The sequence below is a fragment of the Hymenobacter terrigena genome (genome assembly GCF_054776515.1).
The window spans coordinates 1,140,779-1,165,239 of sequence record NZ_BAAHBU010000001.1; the positions used below are offsets into that span (position 1 = coordinate 1,140,779).

Here is a 24,461-nt window from a genome sequence, read left to right on the forward strand (position 1 = left end):
AACGCGCAACGCGCGCAAAGTAAGCCAAGCCAAACCGGTCTAACTTACACTTTCGGTGCGCCACGCGGCTAAGTCGGCGGCGTTGTCCACGTCGCGCAACGTGGGCAGGAAGGCTACCCGCAGCCCCAACCGTCCGGCATCAGCCAGGGTATCAGCCAGAACCGATTCGGTGCTCCAGTTTTTATTCCGGAACAGTTCGGGCTGGGGCTGGCGCAGGCCCAGCAGGTAATAGCCGCCATCGGTGGCCGGACCAAGCACCAAGTCGTTGGTTTCGAGCAGCACGAAAGCCTGATTAAGGTGGGTATCGCGCAAGCCCGGGCAGTCGGTGCCGATGATGGCCACACGGCCCGCTCCCGCTTCGAAGGCCGCCGCAAAGGCCGCCGCCATGCGCGCGCCGAGGTCGCCTTCGGGCTGGCATTTAGTATGGTGAGCGGCCCATTCGCGGGTTTCGGCGGCAGTGGGCTCCGTGCCGGCGGTATCGGCCAGCCAAACGGTGGCCGGCACGCGGGCTGCCACCACGGCGGCGTTGGTAATGGCCAATAATTCGTGGTAAATGGCCAGGGCGGCCGGCTCGCCTACCCCGGCTGCCAGGCGGCTTTTTACCCGGCCCAAGGCCGGCACGCGGGCAAATATCAGCAAGTGGGAGTCGCTATCCGATTGGGCAGCTCGGGCTGCAAGTTCTTCACTCATAAACTTTTCGACCCCGCCTCAGCCAAGGGCTCCAGAGCGGGGAATATGGGTGCACGTTGGTGGTAGGGCCGGCGGAATCAACGACGGGATGCCCCTCATTTACCCACTCAAACAAACCACCGTACAGGTTGCGCACGTTGCGAAAGCCCAACGCGTGCAGACGCTCGCCCAGCCGCTCGCTGCGCACGCCCACCGAGCAGTACACCACCACGGGCTGGCTGCGGTCAAGGCCCGCAAACTGCGCGGTGGCGATAGAATCGAAAGCCACAAACCGGGCCCCGTGCAGGTGGCTTACGCGATATTCGGCAGGCGTACGCACGTCGAGCAGCAACGGCGGGGTGCGCGCAGTCAGCTCCTGCGCCAGGGCGGCGGCGGGCACCGTGGGCACGGTGTTGCGGTACAGGGTGCGCAGCAATTGCTTGTAAGCCATGCCAGGAGCGGCCGTTTCATTACCCGTTCCGCTTCCGCACGCACCAAGCGCCAGTAAGCCGATACTCAAGCTAATGCGAACGAGACGGGAACAATTCATTAGGAATTAATGCGAACAAGCAGCTCCCTGCTAGGCCGTGGCGCCGCCGCAGCTCGAGCCTGCGCCGGCAGTACAGCCGTAGCAGTGCTGGTTTACCACGATGCTGCGGTTTTGCAGGGCATCGGGGTTGAAATCGCGGATGTGGCGGGTGGTGGCAGCGGCTACTGGCAGGTCCAGCATTTGGTTGAAGTCACAGTCGTAGAGCAAACCGTCCCAGCCCACCGAGATGGTGCTGCGGCACATTACATTGGCGGCGGCCATGGGGTTGTAGGCCTGCACCAGCTTGTCCATGTAGCCGTCGTAGTTGCCGCTTTCTAATAAATAATCGAGGAAGCGACTGACGGGCAAATTGGTAATGGCCAGTAGATTATTAAAACTCACGCCGTGGTCGCGGGTCAGGCGCTGCTTGAACTCGCGCTCCAGGCTGGCCTGGTTGCCGGGCAGGAACGCACCCGATGGATTGTACACCAAATCCAGGTTCAGGCCCGAACCTTCCACGCCGTAGCCCACCGCATTCAGCATGTGCAGGGCGCGCATCGAGCGCTCAAATACGCCTTCGCCGCGCTGGGCATCGGTGCGGCCGGCCGCAAAGTGGGGCAGCGACGACACCACCTGCACGCCGTGCCGGGCAAAGAACTCGGGTAGGTCGTTATACTTCTTGTTCGCTACGATGATGGTGAGGTTGCAGCGCACAATAATCTGCCGGCCCAGCGCCGCAATGCCTTCCACAAACCAGCGGAAATCGGGGTTCATCTCGGGCGCCCCCCCCGTAAGGTCCACCACCGGAATATCGGTCTTAGCCAAGGCGTCCAGGCACTGCTGCATGGTTTCGCGGGTCATGATTTCGGTACGGTCGGGGCCGGCATCCACGTGGCAATGCTTGCACACTTGGTTGCACATCTTGCCCACGTTCACCTGCAGCACCTTCATTTCGGTGGGGCGCAACGGCAGCAGGCCGGTTTCGCGCAGCTTGGCCCCGAAGGCGGGAAAGCGCCCCCCTACCGTCTGCGCCGGGTTCAGGACATCGAGCTGATAAGTCGAATCAGCCAGCACGTGGTGCTGGGCGTGGAGAGATTTCATGAAGTTGATTTACAGATGAACAACGCTTCCTACATCGACAATTCTTTGGCCTTGTTCATCATCATGGTGGCGTGTACCAGCACGGCCCCGCCTTTGATGGCCGCGCCCACGTGCACGGCTTCCATCATCTGGGCCTCGTCGGCTCCTTTCTGCAGCGAGTCAGCAGTGTAGGCGTCGATGCAGTACGGGCACTGTACTACGTGGGCCACGGCCAGGGCAATCAACGATTTCTCGCGCTCACTCAACGCGCCCTCTTTGAATACCTCGCCGTAATAATCGAAAAACTTGCGGCCTATTTCGGGCTGCCATTCCGAGATTTTCCCAAATTTGGCCAGGTCGGCAGGGTTGTAATACGAAGCGTCGCTCATGGTTGAAAAAATGAATTGAGACAGATAAATCAAGGAAAGTTAAGCTAGCGCCGACGTACGTGAATCCGGACCCGCTCCCCGTCTTCGCTGGTGGTGGGCATCACGTCGATGCGGTCGGCTTCGTCGTAATACACGGCCAGGCCGCGCACAATGCCCACCGCCAGCCCACCCATGCGGCGCGGCGACACGTAGTCAATAATCAGCTCATCAGGGCCGAGACGGCTGATATCTAGCACGGGCGGCGCGTTTTCGGCGTGTTCCTGCCGCACCTGTTTGTGCATGGTTAATTCGGTGTGTTCCAGCATGTCCAGCGTTTTCCACTCGGGCTTGAGCAGGCGCTGGTACATGTACATGAGGTCGGGCACGAGGTACTCGCCAAACTTTTCGTGCAGCTCGCCGGCCGACAGACCGGTCATCTCGGCCGCGTGGCCCACGAGGGCGTAAACATGTTCGTCGGGGTACACGGTTTTGTGGTCGAATTCCACTTTGTCGAGGCCCGACAGCTCCACCAGCTTCACCCAGGTGCTGTGGTCGTACTGCGTTTGCACGTAGCGTTTTAGCAGAGTCAGAATGGTGCCGTGCATGGATTTAATGAAGATTTTTCGTTTAATAAACAATACCGCCTGCCAGCCCAAACGGCTAACAGGCGGCAATGTTTATTTTCGGTCAAACCAAATGCAACTGATTTTCACGGGCTAAATGTTGCCCACCACTGTCATCGTGCTCAGCGTGGGGCCGGCGCTGCCGCCAGCGGGTTCCACGGTCATGGCAAAGGTTTGGGCGCTGGCAATGTCCTTCATGTGCTGGAGGCCCTCGCCGGTGGCCGTGGCCACGGTGAGCACGCCGGCATCAATCGGCTTGCCTTTGTCGAGGGCCCAGAGCTGATATTGCTTGTCGGCGGGCAGGGGCGGCAGGCTGCGCACATCTACATACACTTTGTGGGTGGCGGGGTTGAACAGCACGCGCGCGTGGGCCGTGGGCGCGGTTTTCGTGCCGGCCAGGGCCACGGCGCGGAATTCGTCGTTGCGCAGTACCTGGTTTTCCTGTTGCAGCGCGCCCAATTTTTTCTCCACTACCTGCGAGGTGGTGGCGAAGCGGGCCTGCTCGTTTTGCAAAGCCACCAGCTCCGAGCTGGCGCTTTTCCAGTTCGAATACAGCAGCATATTTCCGCCCAGGCTCAGCAGCAGGGCTACCGAGGCAGCAATGGCCCAGCCCGAGCGGCTGGCGGGCACTTCCACGGGCGCGGAGGATATGGGCCGTACCACGGCTTCGGGAGCAGCAGAAGGCTGCGGGGCGCTGGCCACGGGGCGGCTGGTGGTCTGGGCCACGGTGTCCACGTCGGCGCGGAGGCTGGAATTGGCGGCGGGGCCCGCGATTTGGGCCAGTACGTTATTCAGTACCCGCTCGCGCATGGCAGCGGGGGGCGTGATGGCGTGGGCTTCGGCGTAGAAACCCAACGCTGCCTGAACCTGCTCCAGCTCGGCCCGGATTTCGGGGTGGCTGGCGGCTTGGGCTTCCACGGCCGCCTGCTCAGCGGCCGAAAGCTCGCCCAGCGCGTACTGCTCCAGAATACCCGATTCTATATAGTCTTGGATGTTTTCCACGGTTGATTCAACGAATGAGTTTGCTTAGGACTTTGATAGCGGTGCGGGCGCGGGTTTTCACCGTCCCCAAAGGGATGTTGAGCTCCTCGGCTACCTCACTTTGGGTGAAGCCCTCGAAGTAGAGCATGTCGATAATCTGGCGCTGCTCGGGAATAAGTTTCTGGGTAATTTCTTGCAGGCCAATGTGCTCGGGGCGAAAGCTTGTGGGCGCGGCTTGGCGCTGCGCCGTCAGACTGTCGTCCAGCCCCGTTGTTTTGCTACCTACGCGGTGCTGTCGTGAGCGGATTTTGTCGATGCTCAGATTCCGGCAAATGTTCAGCACCCAGGTGAATAGCCGGCCCTTGCTGGGGTCGTAGCTGGCGAAGGCATTCCATATTTTCACCAGGGCTTCCTGCAGCACGTCCTCGGCCTCGTCCTCGGCCTTCACAATGCGAAAGATAACGCCGTAGAGCGCGGCCGAATACCGGTCATAAAACAGCGTCATGGCCGATTCGTCGCGGGCCTGTAGGCGCCGGACCAGTTCCTCCTCGGCGGCGGGTGGTAAGGAAATTAACGGATTATCGGACACGGTAGTGACTGAAAGTGAGAGATAAAGCAGAAAGACGAGGCCATGAGAAACGCACGAAAGTACGGTGTGCCACGCAATTGCCCGTATACGGCATTTTGCGGGCTACAACCGAAGTCGGCAACTGCCGCCTGCGGCCTAGCTACTGCCACAACCCACGGCGGGGCTATGATGTTGACCAGCTACTTACCTACAGTACCAGGCAGTTGATTTTTGCCATTGGCGGCAACCCGGCACTTTCCTTAAACTTTTCTTTCTCTCGATTTACTTTTTTCGCAATGCCCATCGAGTCCTACAACCCCTACACCGGCCGCGTGCTGCGCCGCTTCTCCCCTTTCAGCTGGGCCAAGACTGAGCGGATTCTGGGCCAGGCGCACCGGGCTGCGGCCACCTGGCCCGCTACCACGTTTGCCCACCGCGCCGGGGTGCTGCGCCGGGCCGCCGCCCTGCTGCGCGAGCGCCAGGACGAGCTGGCCCGCCTCATGGCCCTGGAAATGGGCAAGCCCATCACCGACGGCCGCGCCGAGGCCGTGAAATGCGCCACCTGCTGCGACTATTACGCCGACCACGCCGAAGAATTTCTTAGCGACGAACTCATCAAAACCGATGCCGGCCGCAGTTTCATCAGCTACCAGCCGCTGGGCGTGGTGCTGGCCGTGATGCCGTGGAATTTTCCCTTCTGGCAGGTGGTGCGGTTTGCCGCGCCGGCCCTCATGGCCGGCAATGTGGGCCTGCTCAAACACGCCTCCAACGTGCCGCAGTGCGCCCTGGCGCTGGAAAAGATTTTCCACGACGCGGGCCTGCCGCCGGCCTGCTTCCGCACGCTGCTCATCGGGTCCGATTTGGTGGAAAAGCTCATTGCCGATGACCGCCTGCGGGCCGTGACGCTCACGGGAAGCGAGGGCGCGGGCGCGGCCGTTGCTGCCGCCGCCGGGCAGCACATCAAGAAAACCGTGCTGGAGTTGGGCGGGTCCGACCCGTTCATTGTGCTGGCCGATGCCGACCTGGCCCTGGCCGCCAAAACCGCCGCCCAAAGCCGCATGATAAACAGCGGCCAGAGCTGCATTGCCGCCAAGCGCTTCATCGTAGAAAAGTCGGTGCTAAAGGAATTCATTGGCCACCTCAAAACCCACCTGCTGGCCCTGCGCCCCGGCGACCCGCTCGACCCGGCCACCCAATACGGCCCCCTGGCCCGCCCCGACCTGGCCGACGAGCTCAGCCAACAAGTGAATGACTCGGTAGCCCAGGGCGCGAAAGTGGAGCTATTCGGCGGCCAGGCCAAGCCCGGCACTGCCCTCTTCCGCCCCATGATTCTGTCGAATATCAAGCCCGGCCAGCGCGCTTACGCCGAGGAGTTATTCGGTCCCGTAGCGCTGGTGCTCGAAGCTAAAAACGCCGCCGATGCCGTGCGCCTCGCCAACGATTCGCGCTTCGGCCTGGGTGCGGCTGTGTGGACCTCGGACCCGAAGAAGGGTGAGGAAATGGCCCGCCAGATTGAGAGCGGGGCCGTTTTCGTGAATGGGTTGGTGAAATCGATGTCCGAAATGCCCTTCGGCGGGGTGAAAAAGTCAGGCTATGGGCGCGAGCTTTCTTATCTGGGCATCCGCGAGTTTGTCAATCAGAAGTCGGTTTGGATTGGCAAGGAAGTAGCGCCGACGGCGAAGACGGAGTAACTCTATGTAATTGAAGGTATAAGAAGAACGGTCATGCAGAGCGCAGCGAAGCATCTTTACCGCAGTAGTAATCCAAGTCGTTTTGATTGCGTTGTGCGGTAAAGATGCTTCGCTGCGCTCTGCATGACCGTTCTATATTGCTCTTCCCCGCACCCTACAAATACCCCAACGCCTTATACGTCAGCCAGCCCGTCACTTCGTGCACCAACAGGCTGAAATTGACCATTGCCTCCGCGCTGGGCACCAGCCAGGCATCGGGTGCGAGGCGACGGTCGGCGCTGCGGTAGCCGGCGGGAAAGCTGATGGGGTGCAGCCCGACTTTGGCGAAGCAGCCCATAGCCCGCCGCTGGTGAAATGCCGACGTGACGAGGATGAGCGTGTCCTGCCCGGGCGTGAGGAGCTGCTTGGTAAACAACGCGTTTTCGCGGGTGTTGCGGCTTTTTTCTTCGCGGATGATGGCCGAGTTGGGCACTCCTGCCAGGCGCAGCAGCGTGGTGAGGTCGTCGGCTTCGGTGTGGGCTACGGCCTGCACCGCACCCGAACCCCCCGATACAATAATGCGGCGCACCCGACCGGCCCGGTATAGCCAAAGCACACTTGTGACGCGGTCGGCCCCGGGCCCCAGGTACACCCGGTCGTGCGGCGACTTATTGACGTTGGTGATGCCGGTGAGCAGCACGGCGGCATCGGCGTGGCGGGGCAATGCAGCGAGGGCTACGGGTGGCTGCTCCCAGGCCAGCAACAGCTCATTTACCAGGAATGGATTGGTGGATAAGAGCGTGAGCACCAAAGCGGCCACCAGCCAGCGATGTTGGCGCGGTGGCCGGGCCACGAGCGCCGCAATCAGAAAAACCACCAGCCACACGGTCGGCAGCAGCACAAAGTCGAGAACCTTCGAGAGCAGAAAAAACACGCCCAAAGGTAGCGCTGCCTCCGCGTGGAAGGGCGCGCAAGTGGGAAATCTGTGCGCACTTCGGCTTTCGGATTCAGCTTACTTCCGCAGCATCAGCTCCCGGATGTATTTCACCGGGGCGCTGCCGTAGCTGAGGAAATTTTCGTGGAAGGCTTTCAGGTCGAACGCCTTACCTTCCTTCCGCTTCAACTCCTCGCGCAGGGCATAAATTTCGGTATAGCCCGTGAAGTAGCTGCTGAGCTGCACCTGGCTCAGGGTGGCGCGCAGCCATTTGCCCCGGGCCTCAGCTTCTTCCTGAAATCCTTCGCGGCGCAGCATGGCCACCACATCGGCCTCGCTCATGTTTTCGGCCTGAATGGCGTGGTCGATAACCGCATTCAGCGTCGAGCGCATGTTCCATTTATCCCACATCAGCCACATTTCGTCGGAGTTGTTGCCGTAGCCACTTTCCAGCATCATGCGCTCTGCATACACGGCCCAGCCCTCCACCATGGCCCCGTTGCCAAAAATGCTTTTCACCATCGAGGGCGAGCGGTTGGCGTACACGAGCTGGGTGTAGTGGCCGGGAATGGCCTCGTGAATGTTGAGAATCTGGAGGGTATAGTCGTTGTATTCGCGCAGGTAGCTTTCGGCCTGGGCGGGCGTCCACTCGGCGGGCAGCGGCTCCACGTTGTAGTAGGTGTTCGCGCCCTTGTCGTAGGGGCCGGGGGCCGATACGCTGGCTCCGGCCCCACTGCCGCGCATGTAGAGCGGCGTTTCGCGCACTACCAGCGGCTTGCTGGGGTCCTGGGTCAGGAGCTTGTGCTCGTTGACGTAGGCCACCAGTGTCGGAATCTGGCGCTTGACAGCGTCCACAAAACCATCACGCGGGGCGTGTTTTAGCGTGAGCTGGTTGATGACGGCCGTGATGAGGGCCAGGGTATCGGCCGGCGCTTTCTGGCCCGGGAAATATTTGGGATAGAGGCGCGCAGCGCGGTGACCCATGTCGTGCAACAGCTCGGCTTTGTGCTTGAGGGCCTGCTGATAAATTTCGGCGGCCGTGAAGCGCGACTGAATATCATAGGTAAACTTCTGGTCGAACAACTCCTTGCCGATGCGGAACGAGCGGAACTGCCCCTTGGTCAGCACGTCGTTTTTCAGGAAGTCCATGTAGCCTTGCACGGCGGTGCGGGCGGCGGCCACGCGGTCGGTCAGGGTCTTTTTCTCCGCCTCGGTTAGGCCCGATTTCCGTACTGAATCGGCTAGGGCGGAGCCGAAAACTTCCAGACCACCCGCGTTTTGCTTAATGCCCAGCTCAGTGTGTTCTCTGGTCGGGTTGCTGATGTTGGACCGGGCAGCGGCGTAAAATTCAGCCGCGTGGCTGATTTTGTCGGAGATGTTGCGCAGGCGGCGGTCCAGCCGGAAGTGGCGCCCGTTGAGCAGGTCGCCCACCGAGGCGCCGAGGTTGTAGCTGGCCGGATTCCACTGCCAGCTTTTGAGCGTATCGGCATACCAACGCTCGGCCCGTAGCTCGTTGCGCAGCAGGCGCAGGTCAATCTGGTTGTTGGGCGAGAGGCTATCGAGGGTGAATTTGCTAAGCACGGCCAGGTTATTCCGGGCGAAAGCGTCGTCACTTTGGCGCTGGGCGGCGCTGGGAATCAGCAGCAGCGAGTCGTATTTGTGGTAGCCCATGCCGGAGGCGTAGTCCGGGTTTTGCTTCCACAGGGCTTCAATGAACTGGTTTTTGAAGGCATCGAAACGAGCGTCGGGGCCGCTGACAGTGGCGGTTTTATTGCCTTGGGAGCAGCTGGCGAGGGCCAGGGCCAGCAAGGGCAGATAGCGGAATTTCATGGATTGGAATGATTGACTCGGCTCAAAGGAACGCCCCAAACCCGCCACGTTGCAAAGCGCCGCCGTAGGTTTGTGCCGCCATTCGGGCATTCCGTACAAGCCTCACTTTCCCACCCAAAAAATCTTCATGTCAACCTCCCGCATCGAACACGATTTCCTCGGCGAACGCATCCTGCCCGACACCGCCTACTACGGCATTCAGACGCTGCGCGCGCTCGAAAACTTTGACATCACCGGCATCCCCATCAAGAACGAGCCGCTGTTCGTGCAGGCCCTGGCCTACGTGAAAAAAGGGGCTGCTCTGGCCAATAAAGAGCTTGGCGTGCTGCCCGCCAACATCGCCGATGCCATTGCGGCCGCCTGCGACCGCGTGGCCGCCGGCGAGTTCGACAACCAGTTTCTGTCCGACATGATTCAGGGCGGCGCCGGTACGTCGGTGAACATGAACGCCAACGAAGTCATTGCCAACGTGGCGCTCGAAATAATGGGCCACCAGAAAGGTGACTATCAGTACTGCCACCCCAACAACCACGTCAACTGCTCGCAAAGCACCAACGACGCCTACCCTACCGCCTTCCGCATCGCCCTCAACAACAAGCTGGTGGGCTACCGCGAAACCCTCGTGGAGTTGGCCGATGCCTTCGCCCAGAAAGCCGAGGAATTCCGTGACATCCTCAAAATGGGCCGCACCCAGCTCCAGGATGCCGTGCCGATGAGCATGGGCGACGAGTTCCGCGCCTTCGCTACCAACCTGCGCGAGGAGCTGCTGCGCATCGACGACTCGCGCCGGCTGATTGACGAAATCAACATGGGTGCCACGGCCATCGGCTCGCGCATCAACGCCCCCACCGGCTACCCCGAGCTCGTTACTGAGCACCTGCGCACCATCACCGGCCTCAATCTGAGCCTGGCCGGCGACTTATTCGAAGCCACCTACGACACGGGCGCTTACGTGCAGCTTTCCGGTGTGCTGAAGCGCACGGCCGTGAAGCTCTCCAAAATTTGCAACGATTTGCGCCTGCTCTCCTCCGGCCCGCGCACCGGCATCAACGAAATCAACCTGCCGCCCTTGCAGCCGGGCTCCAGCATCATGCCCGGCAAGGTGAACCCCGTGGTGCCCGAAGTGGTGAACCAGACGGCCTTCTACGTCATCGGGGCCGACCTCACGGTGACCATGGCGGCCGAAGCCGGCCAGCTGCAATTAAACGTGATGGAGCCGGTTATCAGCTTCGCGCTGTTCACGTCGATTTCCTACATGACCAACGCCTGCCGCACCCTGCGCGAGAAGTGCGTCATCGGCATTACGGCCAACAAGGCCCACGCCGAAAGCCTCGTGCGCAACAGCATCGGCATCGTTACGCAGCTCAACCCGGTTATCGGTTACGAGGCTTCGGCCGAGATTGCCAAGGAAGCGCTGAAAACCGGCAAGTCGGTCCACGACATCGCCGTGACCGAGCGCGGATTGCTGACCCAAGAGAAATGGGACGAGATTTTCACGTTTGAGAACCTGATTCGGCCGGTGTTTATGAAGTAAAGTCCAATACAAGGACTGATAAAAAAGGAACGTCATGCTGAGTGCAGCATGACGTTCCTTTTTTATCTCTTTTAGAGGGTTACTCCAAGTGAATTACCGCTCCACTACCAACCGCTGCATAGCAACTGCAGTGCCCGATTGCACCCGCACGAAATAAGTACCTGCGGCCCAGCCGTTGGTTTCCAGCGCGTAGCTGTTGCCGTTGAAGCTGCGGGTTTGCAGCAGGCGGCCGGTGAGGTCGAATACCTGCAGCTGGCTTTGGGTGGCCGGGGCGGCCGCCAGGGCCAGGCGCACCGTGCTGGCCGTGGGGTTCGGGTAGAGGGCCACGGCGAAAGTGGGCTGGGCGCTGGCCGTGCTGGTAGCCGTGGTGGAGCGCAGGCGCAGCACCCAGGTCTGGTTGGCAGCCAGGGCCGGCAGGGTCGTGGCGAAGCTGCTGAAGCCGCCCTGCGCGTTCACCGTGACGGTACCCGCAGCCTGACCGGTGTACAATTCGGTGACCTGGTAGGTGCCGGGGGCCAGCGTCGACATATTGAGCGAAAGCGTGGAGCTGCTAATGGCGGTGCTACCCAGGTTGGCGGCAATCAGCGTGGCTTCCTGGCCGAAAACGCGGGCATAGGCCAGCACCGAAGCGGCCGATGAGGTGGCGGGCAAATAGTAGCCCTTGCGCAGGGTTTCGTTGGCGGTGCGCAGGCCGATGAGCTTCTTGTAGTGGCTGAGCAGGGAGTTTTGGTCGGCCTGCTCGGTGGCTACGTTGTAGGTGCCGAAGTTGGAGTTGATGGTGCGCCAGGGCGTGCCGCTGGTGAAACCCGCCTGCGTGCCGGAAGTCCACTGCATAGGCTTGCGCTTATCTTCGTCGGGGCCGGTACCGGCCATGCCCACTTCCTCGCCGTAGTAAATGAAGGGCACGCCGGGCATGGTGAGGTAGAGCGCGGCCGCCTGCTTCATGCGGGCCACGTTGCTGCCCAGGCCGTCGAATACGCGGTTCTGGTCGTGGTTGGTGAGGAAGGTGGCGTACTGCAGGCGCGGGTAGAGGCTCGTCACGAGGTCGAGCTGGGTGCGCAGCGCAGTGGGGCTGCCCGCCGTCACGGCGCTGATAATGCTGCTGGCCAGGTCAAACTCGAAGCAGAGGTCGAGGCGGCGGTTACGCACGTAGGGCACGGCGGTGCTGGTGTTAATCCACACCTCACCCACCGACAATGCAGCCGGGTTCACGGCCTTCAGCGAGTCGTGAAATTCTTCCAGAATGCCGAGGGTTTCGGGGGTGTCGGCACTCGTGGTGCCGGTTTCTACCAGGTAGCGCACGGCATCGAGGCGGAAACCGTCCACGCCCCTGCGCAGCCAGAACCGGTCTACGTCCCACATGGCGGCTTTGAGCTGGGGGTTGCGCCAGTTCAAATCGGGCATGCCGTCCCAGAACGCGCCGTAGAAATACTGGCCGTTGCGCGGATGCCAGCCGCTGCCCCCAAAAGGCCCGTAGCCCAAATCGGTGGGCGACCACAAATACCAGTTGCGGTACGGGCTGGTGGTGCTGGCCGCCGACTGCGTGAACCACGGATGCTGGCTGGAGGAATGGTTCAGCACCAAGTCCAGAATCACCCTGATGCCGCGCTGGTGGGCGGCGGCCAGGAAGGCATCAAACTGGGCCATCGTGCCATAATCCGGCTCCACGGCCTTGTAGTCGGTTATGTCGTAGCCGTGGTAGCTGGGCGAGTCCATGATGGGCATCAGCCAGAGGCCGGTCACGCCCAGGTCGGTGGTGGTGGCGGGGTTGCCGTCGTTGAGGTAGTCCAGCTTCTGGGTTAGGCCGGCGAAGTCGCCCTTGCCGTCGCCGTTGCTGTCGTAAAAGCTGCGCACGAATACCTCGTAGAACACCGCATCATTCCACCAGTAAGTTGAGTAGCTGGTGAGCGTGGCTCCATTACAGGCCGTGCAGGTGCCGAAGCAATAGCTCGGCGTGGTGTTCACGGCGGCCGTGGCGTTCACCACGCGGGTGAGGGTGCCGCTGGCATCGGCAGTGCCGCAGGCGGCGGGCACGGTTTCGGCCCCGGCCAGGGTGTTGCCGTTCACAAAGCGGTACTGGAACATGCCGGGAGCCGGCAGCGCAATGGTCACTTCGTAGATGCCGTCGTTGTTGTCGTCGGTTAGGGGCAACGCGGTGGCGTCATTATTCGCGCCGTAGCCGGCCAGGGCCTGGAAATTGCCCACCACGTGCACGCCGGTTCGGGCCACGGTTTGGCCGGTCATGTCCACGGCGAAGCGCAGCTGCGGGGCGCAGTCGGCGAAGGCCACAATGGGCAGGCGCACAGCCGAGCCGCCCACCACCACCTGCCGGTTCACGTTGCCGCTGGCGTCGGTGATGCCGCAGGTGGCGGGCACGATTTCAGAAACGCCCCATGCGTTGCCGTTCACGAATTTGTAGAGGTAGGTCCCGGCCGGTACGTTCACGGTGGCTTCCCACACGTGGTCGCCGTCGGGGTCGGTCAGCGCCGTGGTGGCGGGGTTCCAGTCGGCCGGAAAGCCGGCGGCGGCCTGGAAATTGCCGGCGACGTGCACGCCCCCGGCGGGCACGGCCGTGGTGCCCATATCGACCCGAAAGGTGAGCTGATTTGCCTGTGCGCTGCCCAAACCGGCCAGCAGCGAAATAAGTAGTAAACGGAATTTCATGGATTTATAGTAGCTCTAGAGGGAATAACAAAGGTACGTTCGCGGCTGCTTGGGCGTCATGCCAATTTGAACGTCTTGCTGAGCGCACCTGAAGCATCTTGTGTGAAAGAGGAATCAAAATCATTGATTGAATTACTATTGCACGCGAGATGCCCCGGCTGCGCTCGGCACGACAGTTTTTTCACTCATTCCCTCAACCAATCAACCACCCACCCATGCGTTCCCTCCTGCTCCTCGCCTGCCTGCTGCTTACCGCCACTGCGGCTCGCGCCGCCCGGGTCGACACCCTGGCCATTCCGAGTGCGGCCATGCACAAAACCTACCGCGCCGCCGTGGTGCTCCCGGCTTCCTACGCCAAGAACAAGAAGGCCAACTACCCGGTGCTGTACCTACTGCACGGAGCCTGGGGCCACTTTTCCGACTGGTTGAACAAGACGCCTGACAAACAACTGTTGCATCGCCTGGCCGACCAGTACAACCTGATAATCGTGAACCCCGAGGGCGAAACCTTCAGCTTCTACCTCGACAGCCCGGTGAAGGCCGACAGCCAGTTCGAAACCTACCTTACCAAAGAAGTCATTCCGGCCATCGACCAGGCCTACCGCACCGTGCGCGACCGCAAGGGCCGTGTCATTGCGGGCCTGAGCATGGGCGGGCACGGTGCGCTCTACCTCTCGGCCCGCCACCCCGAGCTATATTGCGCCGCTGGCAGCATGAGCGGTGCCCTCGATTTAACCAGCCTCAACCGCAAGCTCTCCCCTGCCGATGCGGCCCAGCGGGCCCAGCTCTGGGCTCCAATTCTGGGGTCCGAAACGGATAACGCCGAGCGGTTCGCAGCCAACTCCGTCATTAACCTGCTGCCCCAGATGCAGCGCAACGGCCTGCCCCTCATCATAGATTGCGGCGTGGACGATGGCCTCATCGACATAAACCGCGAGCTGCACCGCCGGCTCGTGTACAACCATACCCCGCACGACTACACCGAGCGCCCCGGCGCGCACACCTGGGAGTATTGGCAAACGGCCCTGCCCTACCAGGTGCTGTTTCTGAACAAGGTGCTGAAGGAAAATGGCACGACGGTGCCCCTGTAAGCGACCTATTCAACAGGATTTAAGGTACTATCAGCCCCGTCGGCACTGCCGACGGGGCTGTTCTCATTTAGCCTGTCCTGCCGGAGTTATGCCAACAATCGTTCGCCGGACCGGTTCTACCCGGCATCCTATTCAAAACGCTTTGGCTTATGAAATACAACCTGCTTGGCCGCACCGGCCTCAAAGTTTCCGAACTCTGCCTTGGCACCATGACCTTTGGCGGCAAGGGCTGGGCGGCGGCCATCGGCAATCTCGGCCAGCAAGCCGTGGACGACATTGTGAAACGGGCCGTGGAGGCTGGTATCAACTTCATCGACACGGCCAACGTGTACTCTGAGGGCCTGTCGGAAGAGCTCACCGGCCAGTCCATCCGCAATCTGGGCCTGCGGCGCGACGACCTGGTGCTGGCTACCAAGGTACGCGGCAAGATGGGCGACGGCCCCAACGATGCCGGCCTCACCCGCAAGCACATCCTGCAACAGGCCGAAGCCAGCCTCAAGCGCCTGAACACGGATTACATCGACCTCTACCAAATCCACAGCTACGACCCGCTCACGCCCCTCGATGAAACGCTGCGCGCCCTCGACGACCTGGTGAAAAGCGGCAAAGTCCGCTACATCGGAGCCAGCAACCTGGCCGCCTGGCAGTTGATGAAGGCGCTGGATATTTCGCACTACGAGCGCTTGGCCCGGTTCCAGTCGCTGCAGGCTTATTACACCGTTGCGGGCCGCGAGCTGGAGCGCGAGCTTGTGCCGCTGCTTCAGGACCAGCGCGTGGGCCTCATGGTGTGGAGCCCGCTGGCCGGCGGCTTCCTCTCGGGCAAGTTTACCCGCGAAAACCAGGGCTCGGCCGACGACCGCCGCACCGGATTCGACTTCCCACCCGTCAACAAAGAACTGGCCTTCAACATCATTGACAAGCTGCGCCCCCTGGCCGAAGCGAAAGGCGCAACCGTGGCCTCGCTGGCCCTCGCGTGGCTACTGCATCAGCAAGTGGTGAGCAGCGTCATTATCGGGGCCAAGAAAATGGAGCAGCTTGACGATAACCTGAAAGCCGTGGATGTCAAATTCACGCCCGAGGAGCTTCAGCAGCTGGACGATGTGAGCAAGCTCAGCCCCGAATATCCCGGCTGGATGCTGGACTTCACCAGGGGCGACCGACAGGCCTAGCTAGCATTTGTCGCTTCGTGAGTCAACAAAAAAGCCCGCTGATGAATGCATCAGCGGGCTTTTTTATAAATCGCAACCCTTGCGCTTAGCGCCGACGGCCGAAGATGCGCAGCAGGAACAAGAACAGATTTACGAAATCCAGGTAGAGCGTGAGCGCGCCCAGGATGGACGCCTTGTGGCTCATTTCCTCGCCTTCCGTCACGCCGAGCAGCGCCAGCTGCTTCAGCTTCTGGGTGTCGTAGGCCGTGAGGGCCGTAAAAATCAGTACCCCGACGAAGGACGTGACGATTTCCAGGATTGAGTTATTGAGGAAAATATTGACCACCATGGCAATGACCAGGCCGATAACAGCCATACTCAGCAGCTTGCCCCAGCCCGACAAATCGGCTTTGGTGAAGTAACCGAAGAGGCTCATCACGCCAAACGTGCCCGCCGTGACAAAGAACGTGGAGGCGATGGACGCGGAGGTATAGGCCAGAAACACGCAGCTCAAGGTCACGCCATTCAGGACGGCGTAGCCCACGAAGGCGGCCTGCACCTTGCCCAGGCTCCAATCGAAAATGCGGGCCGAGAGAAAGCCGACAATGACCAACTCCAGAATAATCAGCCCCAAAAACACGAAACGGGTGCCAAAAACGAAGTTTATTAGCTCCGGCGAGGTGGAGGCGAACAGGGCAATGCCGCCCGTCAGGCCCAGGCCGGCGGCCATCCAGCCGTACACCTGCGCAAAGAAGCGGGCTTGGATTTCGGCGGCTTCCTCGGCCGAGATTTGTATCTGCCGGGGTTGCGGCGTGAATTGATTGTCTTCCATAACATGAAGGCGGTGAAAGGGTGGAAAGAAAGATGAATAAGTGAGGCGAAGCTACGCAATGGTTTTTCACTTAGCCAGCCGGGGCCGGGCAAGCGCATATCTTCGCCCTATGCACGCTTCCGCCTATCTCACCCTCGCTGCTTTTGGCCTCTTGGCCTGCTCCCAGCAGCCCGCCGAAACGGCCACTGCCACTCGACCGCCCGCGGCCCGCACCACCCAGCAGCCCGCCCCAGCCCCCTTCCCCGAAACCTTCGAAGCCGGCAGCAAGGGGGCCTACGAAGAGGCCGACGAGCCGTTGGCCACCGGGACCTGGCACTTTCAGGATGCCCTCATCGGCAGCAGCCCGCAGGACCACGCCCACGGCGAGCGGGCCGCCCGCCTGCGCAATTTGGGCCGCATTTCCATGCGCTTCGATGCCAAAGCCGGCGTGCGGCGCATCACCATCTCGGCCGCGGCTTATGGCACCGACGGGCCGAGCACCTGGGAGCTATGGCTGAGCCGCGACGGCGGCCGCACCTATGCGCGCACCGGCGCCCCAGTCACCACGAGCGGCCCGGCACTGGTGCCCCACGTATTTGCCGGCTTGGCCAACGAGCCCATTCGCCTGGAAATCCGTAAAACCAGCGGCCAAAAAAACCGGCTCGACATCGATGACATTGTGCTCGAAACCGCCGCCGGCCCTGCCGTGGCGGCCGGCGCTGGAGCCACGGGCGGCTATTTCGAGAATCGCGACAAGCCGCAGGCCCCTGCTGCCCAGCAACCCACCGCCGCGCAGTACCCGGCCGGTACCGGCACGGGCACCGCCCAGGACCCCAACGACGCCAATATGGCGCTGGGCAACCCCAGCGGCGCCACTTCCGACCCCAACAACGCGAGCAATTACCTGCTCGTCCATCCCGAATTCACCATTGGCTACAATGCCGCGCGCGGCATCCCGAACTGGGTGAGCTGGCACATCGACAAAGCCGACCTCGGCCAGGCGCCGCGCCAAAACAACTTCCGGCCCGATGCCGCCCTGCCCCGGCAGTTCTACCAGGTGACGCCCGCCAGCTACGCCCGCTCCGGCTTCGACAAAGGCCACAACTGCCCCAGCGGCGACCGCACCGCCGACCTCGACGCCAACGCCAATACCTTCCTGATGACCAACATGGTGCCCCAGGCCCCGCACAACAACCAGCAAACCTGGGCCCACCTCGAAGAATACGGCCGCTCGCAAGTGCAGCGCGGCCAGGAAATCTACGTCATCATGGGCAGCTACGGGCGCGGCGGCACCGGCGCCAACGGCTTCGCCCAAACCCTCGACCAGGGCCGCGTCACTGTCCCCGCCCGCATCTGGAAAGTGATGGTGATTTTGCCCGACGGCACCAACGACCTTCAGCGCATCGCCACCGACCCGGCCGTGCGCGTGCTGGCCGTCGACACGCCCAACGACAACAACACCGTGAGCCCCGACTGGCGGCAATACCTGACTTCAGTGGATAAAATCGAAGCCGCCACCGGTCTGGATTTGCTCAGCGCCCTGCCCCGCGATGCTCAGGCCCGCCTGCAAAAAATCGTGGATAGCGGCCGGGCGGAGTAACTTTTTTAACTCCGTTTTCCGACCAGAAAGCGCGTCACCTCCCGCACGTATTTGTCGCCGTATCCGGCTTCGGTCAGCTTGTAAAACCCCTCCAGATGCCCGCCCTCGAAGCAAAGTACCTGCCGCCGCTGTCGGTACCGGGCCTGGCGCACCACCGCTACCGAGTCGGCCAGGGGCATGCTTTTATCGGCGGTGCCGCCAATCAGTAACCACGGGCAGTTCACGCGGCGCGCCACCAGGGCGTAGTTGGCTGCTTCGGCGGGCAAGGTCACCACTTTCTGGCTGCGCTGGAAAATGCCGGCCACCAACTGCTGTGGGCTGGCTACGTAGCCTTCGGCAACGAGAAAGTCGCACTTGCTGGTGGCCGCCGCTTCCGAGCCCATGATAGTGCCCATCGAGAAGCCAATAATGCCGGTGCGGCTGCGCGGGTAGCGGTGCTGGGCGTCGGCCAGCACGGTGCGCAGGTCGGTGCTGAACTCGGGGTAATACAGTCGCTGCCGGTCGATGGCAAAGTCGCTACTGTGCCCGAAGCCGCGGTAGTCAAATAGGTACACGCGGTAGCCGCCCTGGCTCAGCGCCCGCGCTTGGTTAAGGAAATAAGACATGTTGTTCGCGTCGCCATAGGCCATTACCATGGTGGTGCGCTGGTCGGACACGTTGGAGGCGGGCTCCACTATCCAGCCGGCCAGTTGGGCGTGGTCGGGCGTGATGAGGGCCGTAGTTTGGTAGCGCAGGCCCAGCGAATCGGGTGTGCCTATCCACTCGCGGGTGGGATTGAGGGCCCAGGCCCACGTACTCATCAAAAAGAAACAGTTTATCAGTAGAACGCGGCACATAGGCGGGAAACGAGAATGGGGATGAAAGACTGTCGCTACTGACAGCCTTTCATTCCCACCGTTGCAATCAACCTAAAAGTCTCCGACCCAATTCGTTATTTTCAGGTTTCCGTCAGCACCGTTTTGAAGCCGGCCAGCGTGCCGTCCATCATCCGTCCCAAAGCGTAGGCATGAATCTGCGGCCCTGCGCCCACGCGGTACACCTGCACGCCGTCCATGTCCTGCTTCATAAACATTTGCAGGGCCTTGTAGCGGTTGGACAGCGCCACATCGCCCAGCACGCCGTCATCGGCTGTGTGGTTGCGCAGGAACTGAGTCAGCTCTACGGTTTCCACTTTGGCATTGGCGGGCTCGCCCAGCAGCTTCAGCAGCGCAGCGTTGCTGAGGTCGCCGCCCGGCGCAGCGTAGGCCACGGCTTCCAGCGGCGCATCCGATTCGCTCATAAAGTGCAGGCCAGCCACCTGCTTCTGCAGCTCGGCGGGCACGGCGGCATTCGAAGTAGCCCCGGCCTGGTTAGCCTCGGCTAGCCCGCTGCCACCTTCCACTTTAGCCGCAATGGCGGCAGCCAGCTCCTTCATGCGCTCCTCGGGAACCTTGATTTTCGGGTTGGCGAAGTTCATGTCCGATACTTTGTTCATCGGAATGAGGTGAATGTGCGCGTGCGGCACTTCTAGCCCAATTACAGCCACGCCGATGCGCTTGCACGGCACAGCAGCCTGCACGGCCTTGGCCACACGCTGCGCAAACACGTGCAGGGCCGCCAGCTCATCGGCCGGCATGTCGAAAATGTAGTCGACTTCCTTTTTCGGAATCACCAGCGCGTGGCCTTCCACCAGCGGCGTGATGTCGAGAAACGCGAGGTGGCGGCCGTCCTCGGCCACTTTATAAGCCGGCAGCTCGCCGGAAACGATGCGGGAGAAAATCGAAGGCATAGGGATTGGGGCTACAAGCTTTGGGCTGCAAGCTGCAAGCTTTTTTGCAAATATTCCCGCAAGCAAGAACTTCCGGAATAAAAAAGCCGCAAGCACCAAAAGATGCTTGCGGCTTATAGCCTGAGGTTGGCAGCTTAAAAAAGTTACCGCGAAATTTCCAGAATCTGAAACTGCAGCTTGCCAGCGGGCACCACGATTTCGGCCGTGTCGCCGGCCGATTTGCCCAGCAGGCCTTTGCCAATCGGCGACTTCACCGAGATTTTGCCAGCGGCCAGGTTGGCTTCTTCCTCGGCCACCAGGGTGTAGTCAAGCACCATGTTGTTCTTCAGGTTTTTCAGCTTCACCTTGCTCATGATGAGCACCTTGCTGAAATCCATGTTGGTTTCGTCGATGAGGCGGGCGTTGCCCAGCACTTCTTCGAGCTTCGAGATTTTCAGTTCTAACAGGCCCTGGGCGTCCTTGGCGGCGTCGTATTCGGCGTTTTCGCTCAGGTCGCCTTTGTCGCGGGCTTCGCGCAGGTCTTCAGCGGCCTTGGCCCGGCCCCGGATTTTGAGGTCCTGGAGCTCGTCCTTCAGTTTTTGCAGGCCTTCGGGGGTGTAATAATTGATGGTGCTGGCCATGGGAGTAGATGCTTGACGGTTTGGCTAAAAAGCAAGGAGAACGGCTGGCACTGCCAACCGTTCTCCCTTCTTAGGTTCCTTACAAAGATACGCAAAACGAATTAGCTCCCCGCATTTGCCCCCAACGCCCCGGCCCGAAAAGCCCGAATTTTCTCCACCAGCACTTCGTTAATCCGTGCGTAGCTCTCAAAGCTCCAACCGCCTACGTGCGGCGTGAGCACAACATTCGGAGCCGTTTTCAGGAAATCGAACGTGGCCTGCTGCGCCGGGCTGAGGCTATTGAGTTTCTCATTATCGAGCACGTCAAGCGCCGCACCACGCACCGTGTCGGCCTGCAGGGCACGCACTAGCGCAGCCTGGTCCACCACTTCGCCGCGGGCCGTGTTCATCACCCAAATCGGTTTGGCGAAATCGGCCAGGAATGCTTCATTCACGAAATGGTGGTTGGCCGCTGAATAGGGAATGTGCAGGCTGAGCACGTCGACCCGCGCCTGCAGGTCGGCCAGCGGCACCAGCGTGGCGTGGCCGTCGGTGGTCACGGCCGGGTCAATATCGTGCGCCAGCACCGTACACCCAAACGCCCCCAGCCGCCGCGCAAACGCCCGGCCCATGTGCCCGTAGCCGAGCAAGCCAATGGTTTTGCCGCCGATTTCGGTGCCGCGGCTGGCCTCGCGCCGCCACTGGCCCTGGCGCACCTCGTGGTCGGCGCGGGCAATGTTGCGCAGCAGTGCCAGCAGCAGCCCCACGGCAAATTCGCCCACGGCGTCGCGGTTGCCTTCGGGTGCGTTCAGCAGCGTCACGCCGGCCGCCGCCATCGCGGCTTCGTCGATGTTGTCGGTGCCGGCCCCGGCGCGGGCCACGTAGCGGAGGTGTGGGCCGTGGGCCAGCAGGTCGGCGGTCACGCGCAGCTTGCTGCGAACTACCAAGCCTTCGTAGGGCTTAGCAGCCAGCGCGGCGTGTACTTCGGCAGCCGTGAGGGTAGGCTGATAATCAATCTCAACGCCGATGCCTTGCAGCAACGGTTGCAGCGACGGGTGCATTTCGTCGACGACGAGGCAGATGGACATGGAATTACTCACAGGAGTGATTCAACTTTAACTGAATCACCGGTTAATCGAAAAATCTCCTGCTTCCAAGCAGCTTGAGTCAAGAAAACAACTTGGCCGTGGCGTGCAGCTTCGACAGTTGAAGCTGCTACTGGAAGTATGTAGCAGCTATCACCGCATGCTGCTACATATCCTTTGTTTATTCCGGCATATGTTGCAAATCTTAAATAAACCATCCCAAGTTTTGGGTCATCAAAATAGAGACCTGGTTCGCCATCCACCGACAGTCCAGTGTAATAGTGCTCTGTTAAATGCTCAGTCTTGGGCTGACTATCTAAGGAACAGCTCGACAACAACAATGTATTGTACAACAAAAATTTACTGGCCTTGACCATTTATTCAATCTTGTTTGACTATTCGGCTACATCGCTAATATCTAAATCCGGCAGCGCAGCGCCCGCCGCCTGATGCTGCGAAACCCGCTGCGTCAACCCCACAAAATCGGCCACGCTCAACGTTTCGGCGCGGCGTTCAAAAATGGGGTCGGTAGTAGCTTCCGCCGGCATCCCGAACGGTTTCAGCGCATTGCGCAGCGTCTTGCGGCGCGTTTGGAATGCCTGCTTCACCACCCGGAAAAAGAGCTTTTCATCGCAGTCCAGTTGCTGCACGTCGTTGCGCGTGAGGCGCACCACGGCCGACTCCACCTTGGGCGGCGGCACAAACACGTGCGGCGGCACCGTAAACAGATACTCAATCTTATAGAACGCTTGTAGCAGCACGCTCAGAATGCCGTAGGTTTTCGAGCCGGGCGGCTCGGCCAGGCGCTGGGCCACTTCCTTCTGAATCATGCCCACCACCTCGCGCACCTGCTGGCGGTTGTTGAGCACGGCGAAAAAAATCTGGCTGCTGATGTTGTAGGGAAAGTTGCCGATGATGGCCAACGGCTGGTCCGGGAACATCGTGGCCAGGCTCTGCTTCAGGAAATCGGTGGCGTAAATGCGGTCGGCCAGCGCCGGGTAATGCACTTTCAGGTAGGCCACTGACTCGGTATCAATTTCCACCACGCTGGTCTGGTAGGCCGGGTTTTGGAGCAGGTACTGGGTGAGCACGCCCATACCCGGCCCGATTTCGAGCACTTCCTTCACGCCATCGGGCAGCTGCAAAGCGCCCACAATGTTGCGGGCAATGTTGGGGTCGGCCAGAAAGTGCTGGCCCAGGTGCTTTTTGGGGCGAACGGTATTCACGGAATTGGGGCGTAAGGAGATAACAGAACGTCAGGCTGAGCTTGTCGAAGCACTGCTACCACTTCGGCATATCAGCATGAATTATTTGCGCAGTAGCGACGCTTCGACCGGCTTCACCTAACGTTCTTGTCAATCCGTCAGAAAAACCTCGCTACCGTAACAGTACCTTGCGGCCTCAAATCTACGGCCTTCATTCCCGCTTATGTCCTTAGCCCTCGCTCACGCGGCCGCCGCGCCGGCCCAGTCCACGCAGATTTTCATCCTGCCCGCTGGCACCACCACCCTGCCCGATGCCGCCGCCGGCGACTTATCGGCCGTGGCCCGCCAGTATGTAGACGCCGCCCTCGCCAACGACCAAAAGCTCGTTCACCTCAATCATTTCAGCCACCAACACTACTTCGTGGTGCTCGCCGACAAGCCCAACACCGCCCAGGTAGCCGAGCAGCTGCGCCGCGCCGGCCACACCCTCCACGGCTTACTAAAAGCCGAAAAAACCGCCGAGGTTTTCATCGAAAACCACAGCGCTACGCCCAACGCCGCCCTACTGCTGGCCGAAGGAGTAGCCCTGACCGCCTACCAGTTCGAAGGCTACAAAACCGACGAGAAGTCGCGCAAAGCCCCGGCGCTGAAAGCAGTTTACTTGGTCGGCAACGCCGCCGCTGCTGCCCAAATCCACGAATTGGAAGGCCTGCTCCAGGGTGTTATGCTGGCCCGCGACCTCGTCAACGCCCCGCTCAATAAGCTGAACGCCGTGCAGTTTGCCGAGCGCATGGCCCAGGCCGGCGACGAAGCCGGTTACACCACCGACATCCTCGACCTGGCCAAAATCGAAGCCCTGCGCATGGGCGGCCTACTCGCCGTCAACCTCGGCTCGCCCGAGCCGCCCACCTTCAGCATCCTCGAATACAAGCCCGCCAACGCCAAAAACGAGAAGCCCTACGTTCTCGTGGGCAAAGGCGTGGTGTTCGATACCGGCGGCCTCAGCCTCAAGCCCACGCCCAACAGCATGGACATGATGAAGTGCGACATGGCCGGCGGCGCGGCCGTGGCCGGCACGCTATTCGCCCTGGCTAAAAACCAGGTGCCACTACACGTTATCGGTCTGGTGCCCGCCACCGACAACCGCCCCGGCGGCCTTGCCTACGCCCCCGGCGACGTTATCACCATGCACTCCGGCCTCACGGTCGAAGTAAAAAACACCGACGCCGAAGGCCGCCTGCTCCTCGCCGATGCCCTCAGCTTCGCCAAGCGCTACGAGCCCGAGCTGGTTATTGACCTGGCCACGCTCACCGGCGCGGCCGTACGCGCCCTTGCCACCGAAGCCTCGGCATCAATGGGCACCGCCGCACCTGCTACCATGCAGGAACTCAGCGAAGCCGGCTACACCGTCCACGAGCGCCTCGTGGAATTTCCGCTCTGGGATGAGTACGCCGACCACATCAAGTCCGACATCGCCGACCTCAGCAACCTGGGCAAAGGCGAAGCCGGCCACATTTCCGCCGCCAAATTCCTGGAACGCTTCGCCGAAGGCTACCCCTGGATTCACCTCGACATCGCCGGCCCGGCCTACCTCACTGCTGCCGAGAGCTACCGCGGCAAGGGCGGCACCGGCGTGGGTGTGCGCCTGCTTTACGAGTTCCTAACCAAGCAGATTGCTTAGCATTAGCAATTAATAACGTTATG

23 protein-coding genes are annotated in these 24,461 nt (G+C 61.2%); 6 read left to right on the top strand and 17 right to left on the bottom strand.

Features of this window, described 5'->3' with window-relative positions; translation table 11 throughout:
* Positions 1 to 39: 39 nt before the first annotated feature.
* From ACYU7Q_RS04605 to ACYU7Q_RS04635, 7 genes are all read right to left on the bottom strand, one after another.
* On the bottom strand, positions 40 to 639 hold the full coding sequence (locus ACYU7Q_RS04605; RefSeq protein WP_460608257.1) for a TIGR04282 family arsenosugar biosynthesis glycosyltransferase: 600 nt from the start codon (positions 637 to 639) through the stop codon (positions 40 to 42).
* A 43-nt stretch (positions 640 to 682) separates the two neighbouring features.
* A complete protein-coding gene (locus ACYU7Q_RS04610; RefSeq protein WP_460608258.1) occupies positions 683 to 1,120 on the bottom strand; it encodes a rhodanese-like domain-containing protein in 438 nt (145 codons plus the stop codon).
* Positions 1,121 to 1,249: 129 nt separating this feature from the next.
* Positions 1,250 to 2,299, bottom strand: coding sequence for a radical SAM/Cys-rich domain protein (arsS, locus tag ACYU7Q_RS04615; RefSeq protein ID WP_460608259.1), 1,050 nt, complete (start codon positions 2,297 to 2,299; stop codon positions 1,250 to 1,252).
* A gap of 29 nt (positions 2,300 to 2,328) precedes the next feature.
* A complete protein-coding gene (locus ACYU7Q_RS04620) occupies positions 2,329 to 2,667 on the bottom strand; it encodes a carboxymuconolactone decarboxylase family protein (RefSeq protein ID WP_460608260.1) in 339 nt (112 codons plus the stop codon).
* Between the two features lie 44 nt (positions 2,668 to 2,711).
* Positions 2,712 to 3,251 (bottom strand): heme NO-binding domain-containing protein, encoded by a 540-nt coding sequence (locus tag ACYU7Q_RS04625; RefSeq protein ID WP_460608261.1) that lies wholly within the window; start codon positions 3,249 to 3,251, stop codon positions 2,712 to 2,714.
* Between the two features lie 111 nt (positions 3,252 to 3,362).
* Entirely contained in the window at positions 3,363 to 4,271 is a 909-nt protein-coding gene (locus ACYU7Q_RS04630; RefSeq protein ID WP_460608262.1) for an anti-sigma factor, read from the bottom strand.
* Positions 4,272 to 4,278: 7 nt separating this feature from the next.
* Complete coding sequence (locus ACYU7Q_RS04635; protein WP_460608263.1) at positions 4,279 to 4,839, bottom strand: RNA polymerase sigma factor; 561 nt, start codon at positions 4,837 to 4,839, stop codon at positions 4,279 to 4,281.
* 275 nt (positions 4,840 to 5,114) lie between these two features.
* On the opposite strand from ACYU7Q_RS04635, the gene ACYU7Q_RS04640 reads away from it, so the two are divergent.
* Complete coding sequence (locus ACYU7Q_RS04640; protein WP_460608264.1) at positions 5,115 to 6,509, top strand: NAD-dependent succinate-semialdehyde dehydrogenase; 1,395 nt, start codon at positions 5,115 to 5,117, stop codon at positions 6,507 to 6,509.
* 154 nt (positions 6,510 to 6,663) lie between these two features.
* On the opposite strand, the gene ACYU7Q_RS04645 is transcribed toward ACYU7Q_RS04640, so the two are convergent.
* The gene (locus ACYU7Q_RS04645; protein WP_460608265.1) at positions 6,664 to 7,422 is read right to left on the bottom strand and encodes a YdcF family protein; all 759 of its coding nucleotides are present in this window, start codon (positions 7,420 to 7,422) and stop codon (positions 6,664 to 6,666) included.
* A 78-nt stretch (positions 7,423 to 7,500) separates the two neighbouring features.
* A complete protein-coding gene (locus ACYU7Q_RS04650) occupies positions 7,501 to 9,252 on the bottom strand; it encodes a DUF885 domain-containing protein (RefSeq protein ID WP_460608266.1) in 1,752 nt (583 codons plus the stop codon).
* A gap of 127 nt (positions 9,253 to 9,379) precedes the next feature.
* Between ACYU7Q_RS04650 and aspA the strand changes: the two genes are divergently transcribed.
* Entirely contained in the window at positions 9,380 to 10,786 is a 1,407-nt protein-coding gene (aspA, locus tag ACYU7Q_RS04655; RefSeq protein WP_460608267.1) for an aspartate ammonia-lyase, read from the top strand.
* Positions 10,787 to 10,879: 93 nt separating this feature from the next.
* Here aspA and ACYU7Q_RS04660 read toward each other — a convergent pair whose 3' ends face one another.
* Positions 10,880 to 13,450 carry an alpha-amylase family glycosyl hydrolase gene (locus ACYU7Q_RS04660; protein WP_460608268.1) on the bottom strand — a complete coding sequence of 857 codons (2,571 nt, stop codon included), beginning with the start codon at positions 13,448 to 13,450 and terminating at the stop codon, positions 10,880 to 10,882.
* A gap of 215 nt (positions 13,451 to 13,665) precedes the next feature.
* On the opposite strand from ACYU7Q_RS04660, the gene ACYU7Q_RS04665 reads away from it, so the two are divergent.
* On the top strand, positions 13,666 to 14,541 hold the full coding sequence (locus ACYU7Q_RS04665; RefSeq protein WP_460608269.1) for an alpha/beta hydrolase: 876 nt from the start codon (positions 13,666 to 13,668) through the stop codon (positions 14,539 to 14,541).
* Positions 14,542 to 14,690: 149 nt separating this feature from the next.
* Positions 14,691 to 15,710 carry an aldo/keto reductase gene (locus ACYU7Q_RS04670; protein ID WP_460608270.1) on the top strand — a complete coding sequence of 340 codons (1,020 nt, stop codon included), beginning with the start codon at positions 14,691 to 14,693 and terminating at the stop codon, positions 15,708 to 15,710.
* Between the two features lie 85 nt (positions 15,711 to 15,795).
* Here ACYU7Q_RS04670 and ACYU7Q_RS04675 read toward each other — a convergent pair whose 3' ends face one another.
* Complete coding sequence (locus ACYU7Q_RS04675; RefSeq protein ID WP_460608271.1) at positions 15,796 to 16,521, bottom strand: Bax inhibitor-1/YccA family protein; 726 nt, start codon at positions 16,519 to 16,521, stop codon at positions 15,796 to 15,798.
* 109 nt (positions 16,522 to 16,630) lie between these two features.
* On the opposite strand from ACYU7Q_RS04675, the gene ACYU7Q_RS04680 reads away from it, so the two are divergent.
* A complete protein-coding gene (locus tag ACYU7Q_RS04680; RefSeq protein WP_460608272.1) occupies positions 16,631 to 18,100 on the top strand; it encodes a DNA/RNA non-specific endonuclease in 1,470 nt (489 codons plus the stop codon).
* A 5-nt stretch (positions 18,101 to 18,105) separates the two neighbouring features.
* Here ACYU7Q_RS04680 and ACYU7Q_RS04685 read toward each other — a convergent pair whose 3' ends face one another.
* From ACYU7Q_RS04685 to rsmA, 6 genes are all read right to left on the bottom strand, one after another.
* On the bottom strand, positions 18,106 to 18,900 hold the full coding sequence (locus ACYU7Q_RS04685) for an alpha/beta hydrolase family protein (RefSeq protein ID WP_460608273.1): 795 nt from the start codon (positions 18,898 to 18,900) through the stop codon (positions 18,106 to 18,108).
* Positions 18,901 to 19,037: 137 nt separating this feature from the next.
* Positions 19,038 to 19,868, bottom strand: a complete 831-nt coding sequence (locus ACYU7Q_RS04690; RefSeq protein WP_460608274.1) for a nuclease A inhibitor family protein — start codon at positions 19,866 to 19,868, stop codon at positions 19,038 to 19,040.
* A 143-nt stretch (positions 19,869 to 20,011) separates the two neighbouring features.
* Positions 20,012 to 20,488 carry a transcription elongation factor GreA gene (gene greA, locus ACYU7Q_RS04695; RefSeq protein WP_460608275.1) on the bottom strand — a complete coding sequence of 159 codons (477 nt, stop codon included), beginning with the start codon at positions 20,486 to 20,488 and terminating at the stop codon, positions 20,012 to 20,014.
* Positions 20,489 to 20,589: 101 nt separating this feature from the next.
* Entirely contained in the window at positions 20,590 to 21,555 is a 966-nt protein-coding gene (locus tag ACYU7Q_RS04700) for a Rossmann-fold NAD(P)-binding domain-containing protein (protein ID WP_460608276.1), read from the bottom strand.
* An 8-nt stretch (positions 21,556 to 21,563) separates the two neighbouring features.
* Positions 21,564 to 21,929 carry a hypothetical protein gene (locus ACYU7Q_RS04705; RefSeq protein ID WP_460608277.1) on the bottom strand — a complete coding sequence of 122 codons (366 nt, stop codon included), beginning with the start codon at positions 21,927 to 21,929 and terminating at the stop codon, positions 21,564 to 21,566.
* An 18-nt stretch (positions 21,930 to 21,947) separates the two neighbouring features.
* Positions 21,948 to 22,778 (bottom strand): ribosomal RNA small subunit methyltransferase A, encoded by an 831-nt coding sequence (gene rsmA / locus ACYU7Q_RS04710; protein WP_460608278.1) that lies wholly within the window; start codon positions 22,776 to 22,778, stop codon positions 21,948 to 21,950.
* A 202-nt stretch (positions 22,779 to 22,980) separates the two neighbouring features.
* Between rsmA and ACYU7Q_RS04715 the strand changes: the two genes are divergently transcribed.
* Positions 22,981 to 24,438, top strand: coding sequence for a leucyl aminopeptidase family protein (locus ACYU7Q_RS04715; protein ID WP_460608279.1), 1,458 nt, complete (start codon positions 22,981 to 22,983; stop codon positions 24,436 to 24,438).
* Positions 24,439 to 24,461 lie beyond the last annotated feature (23 nt).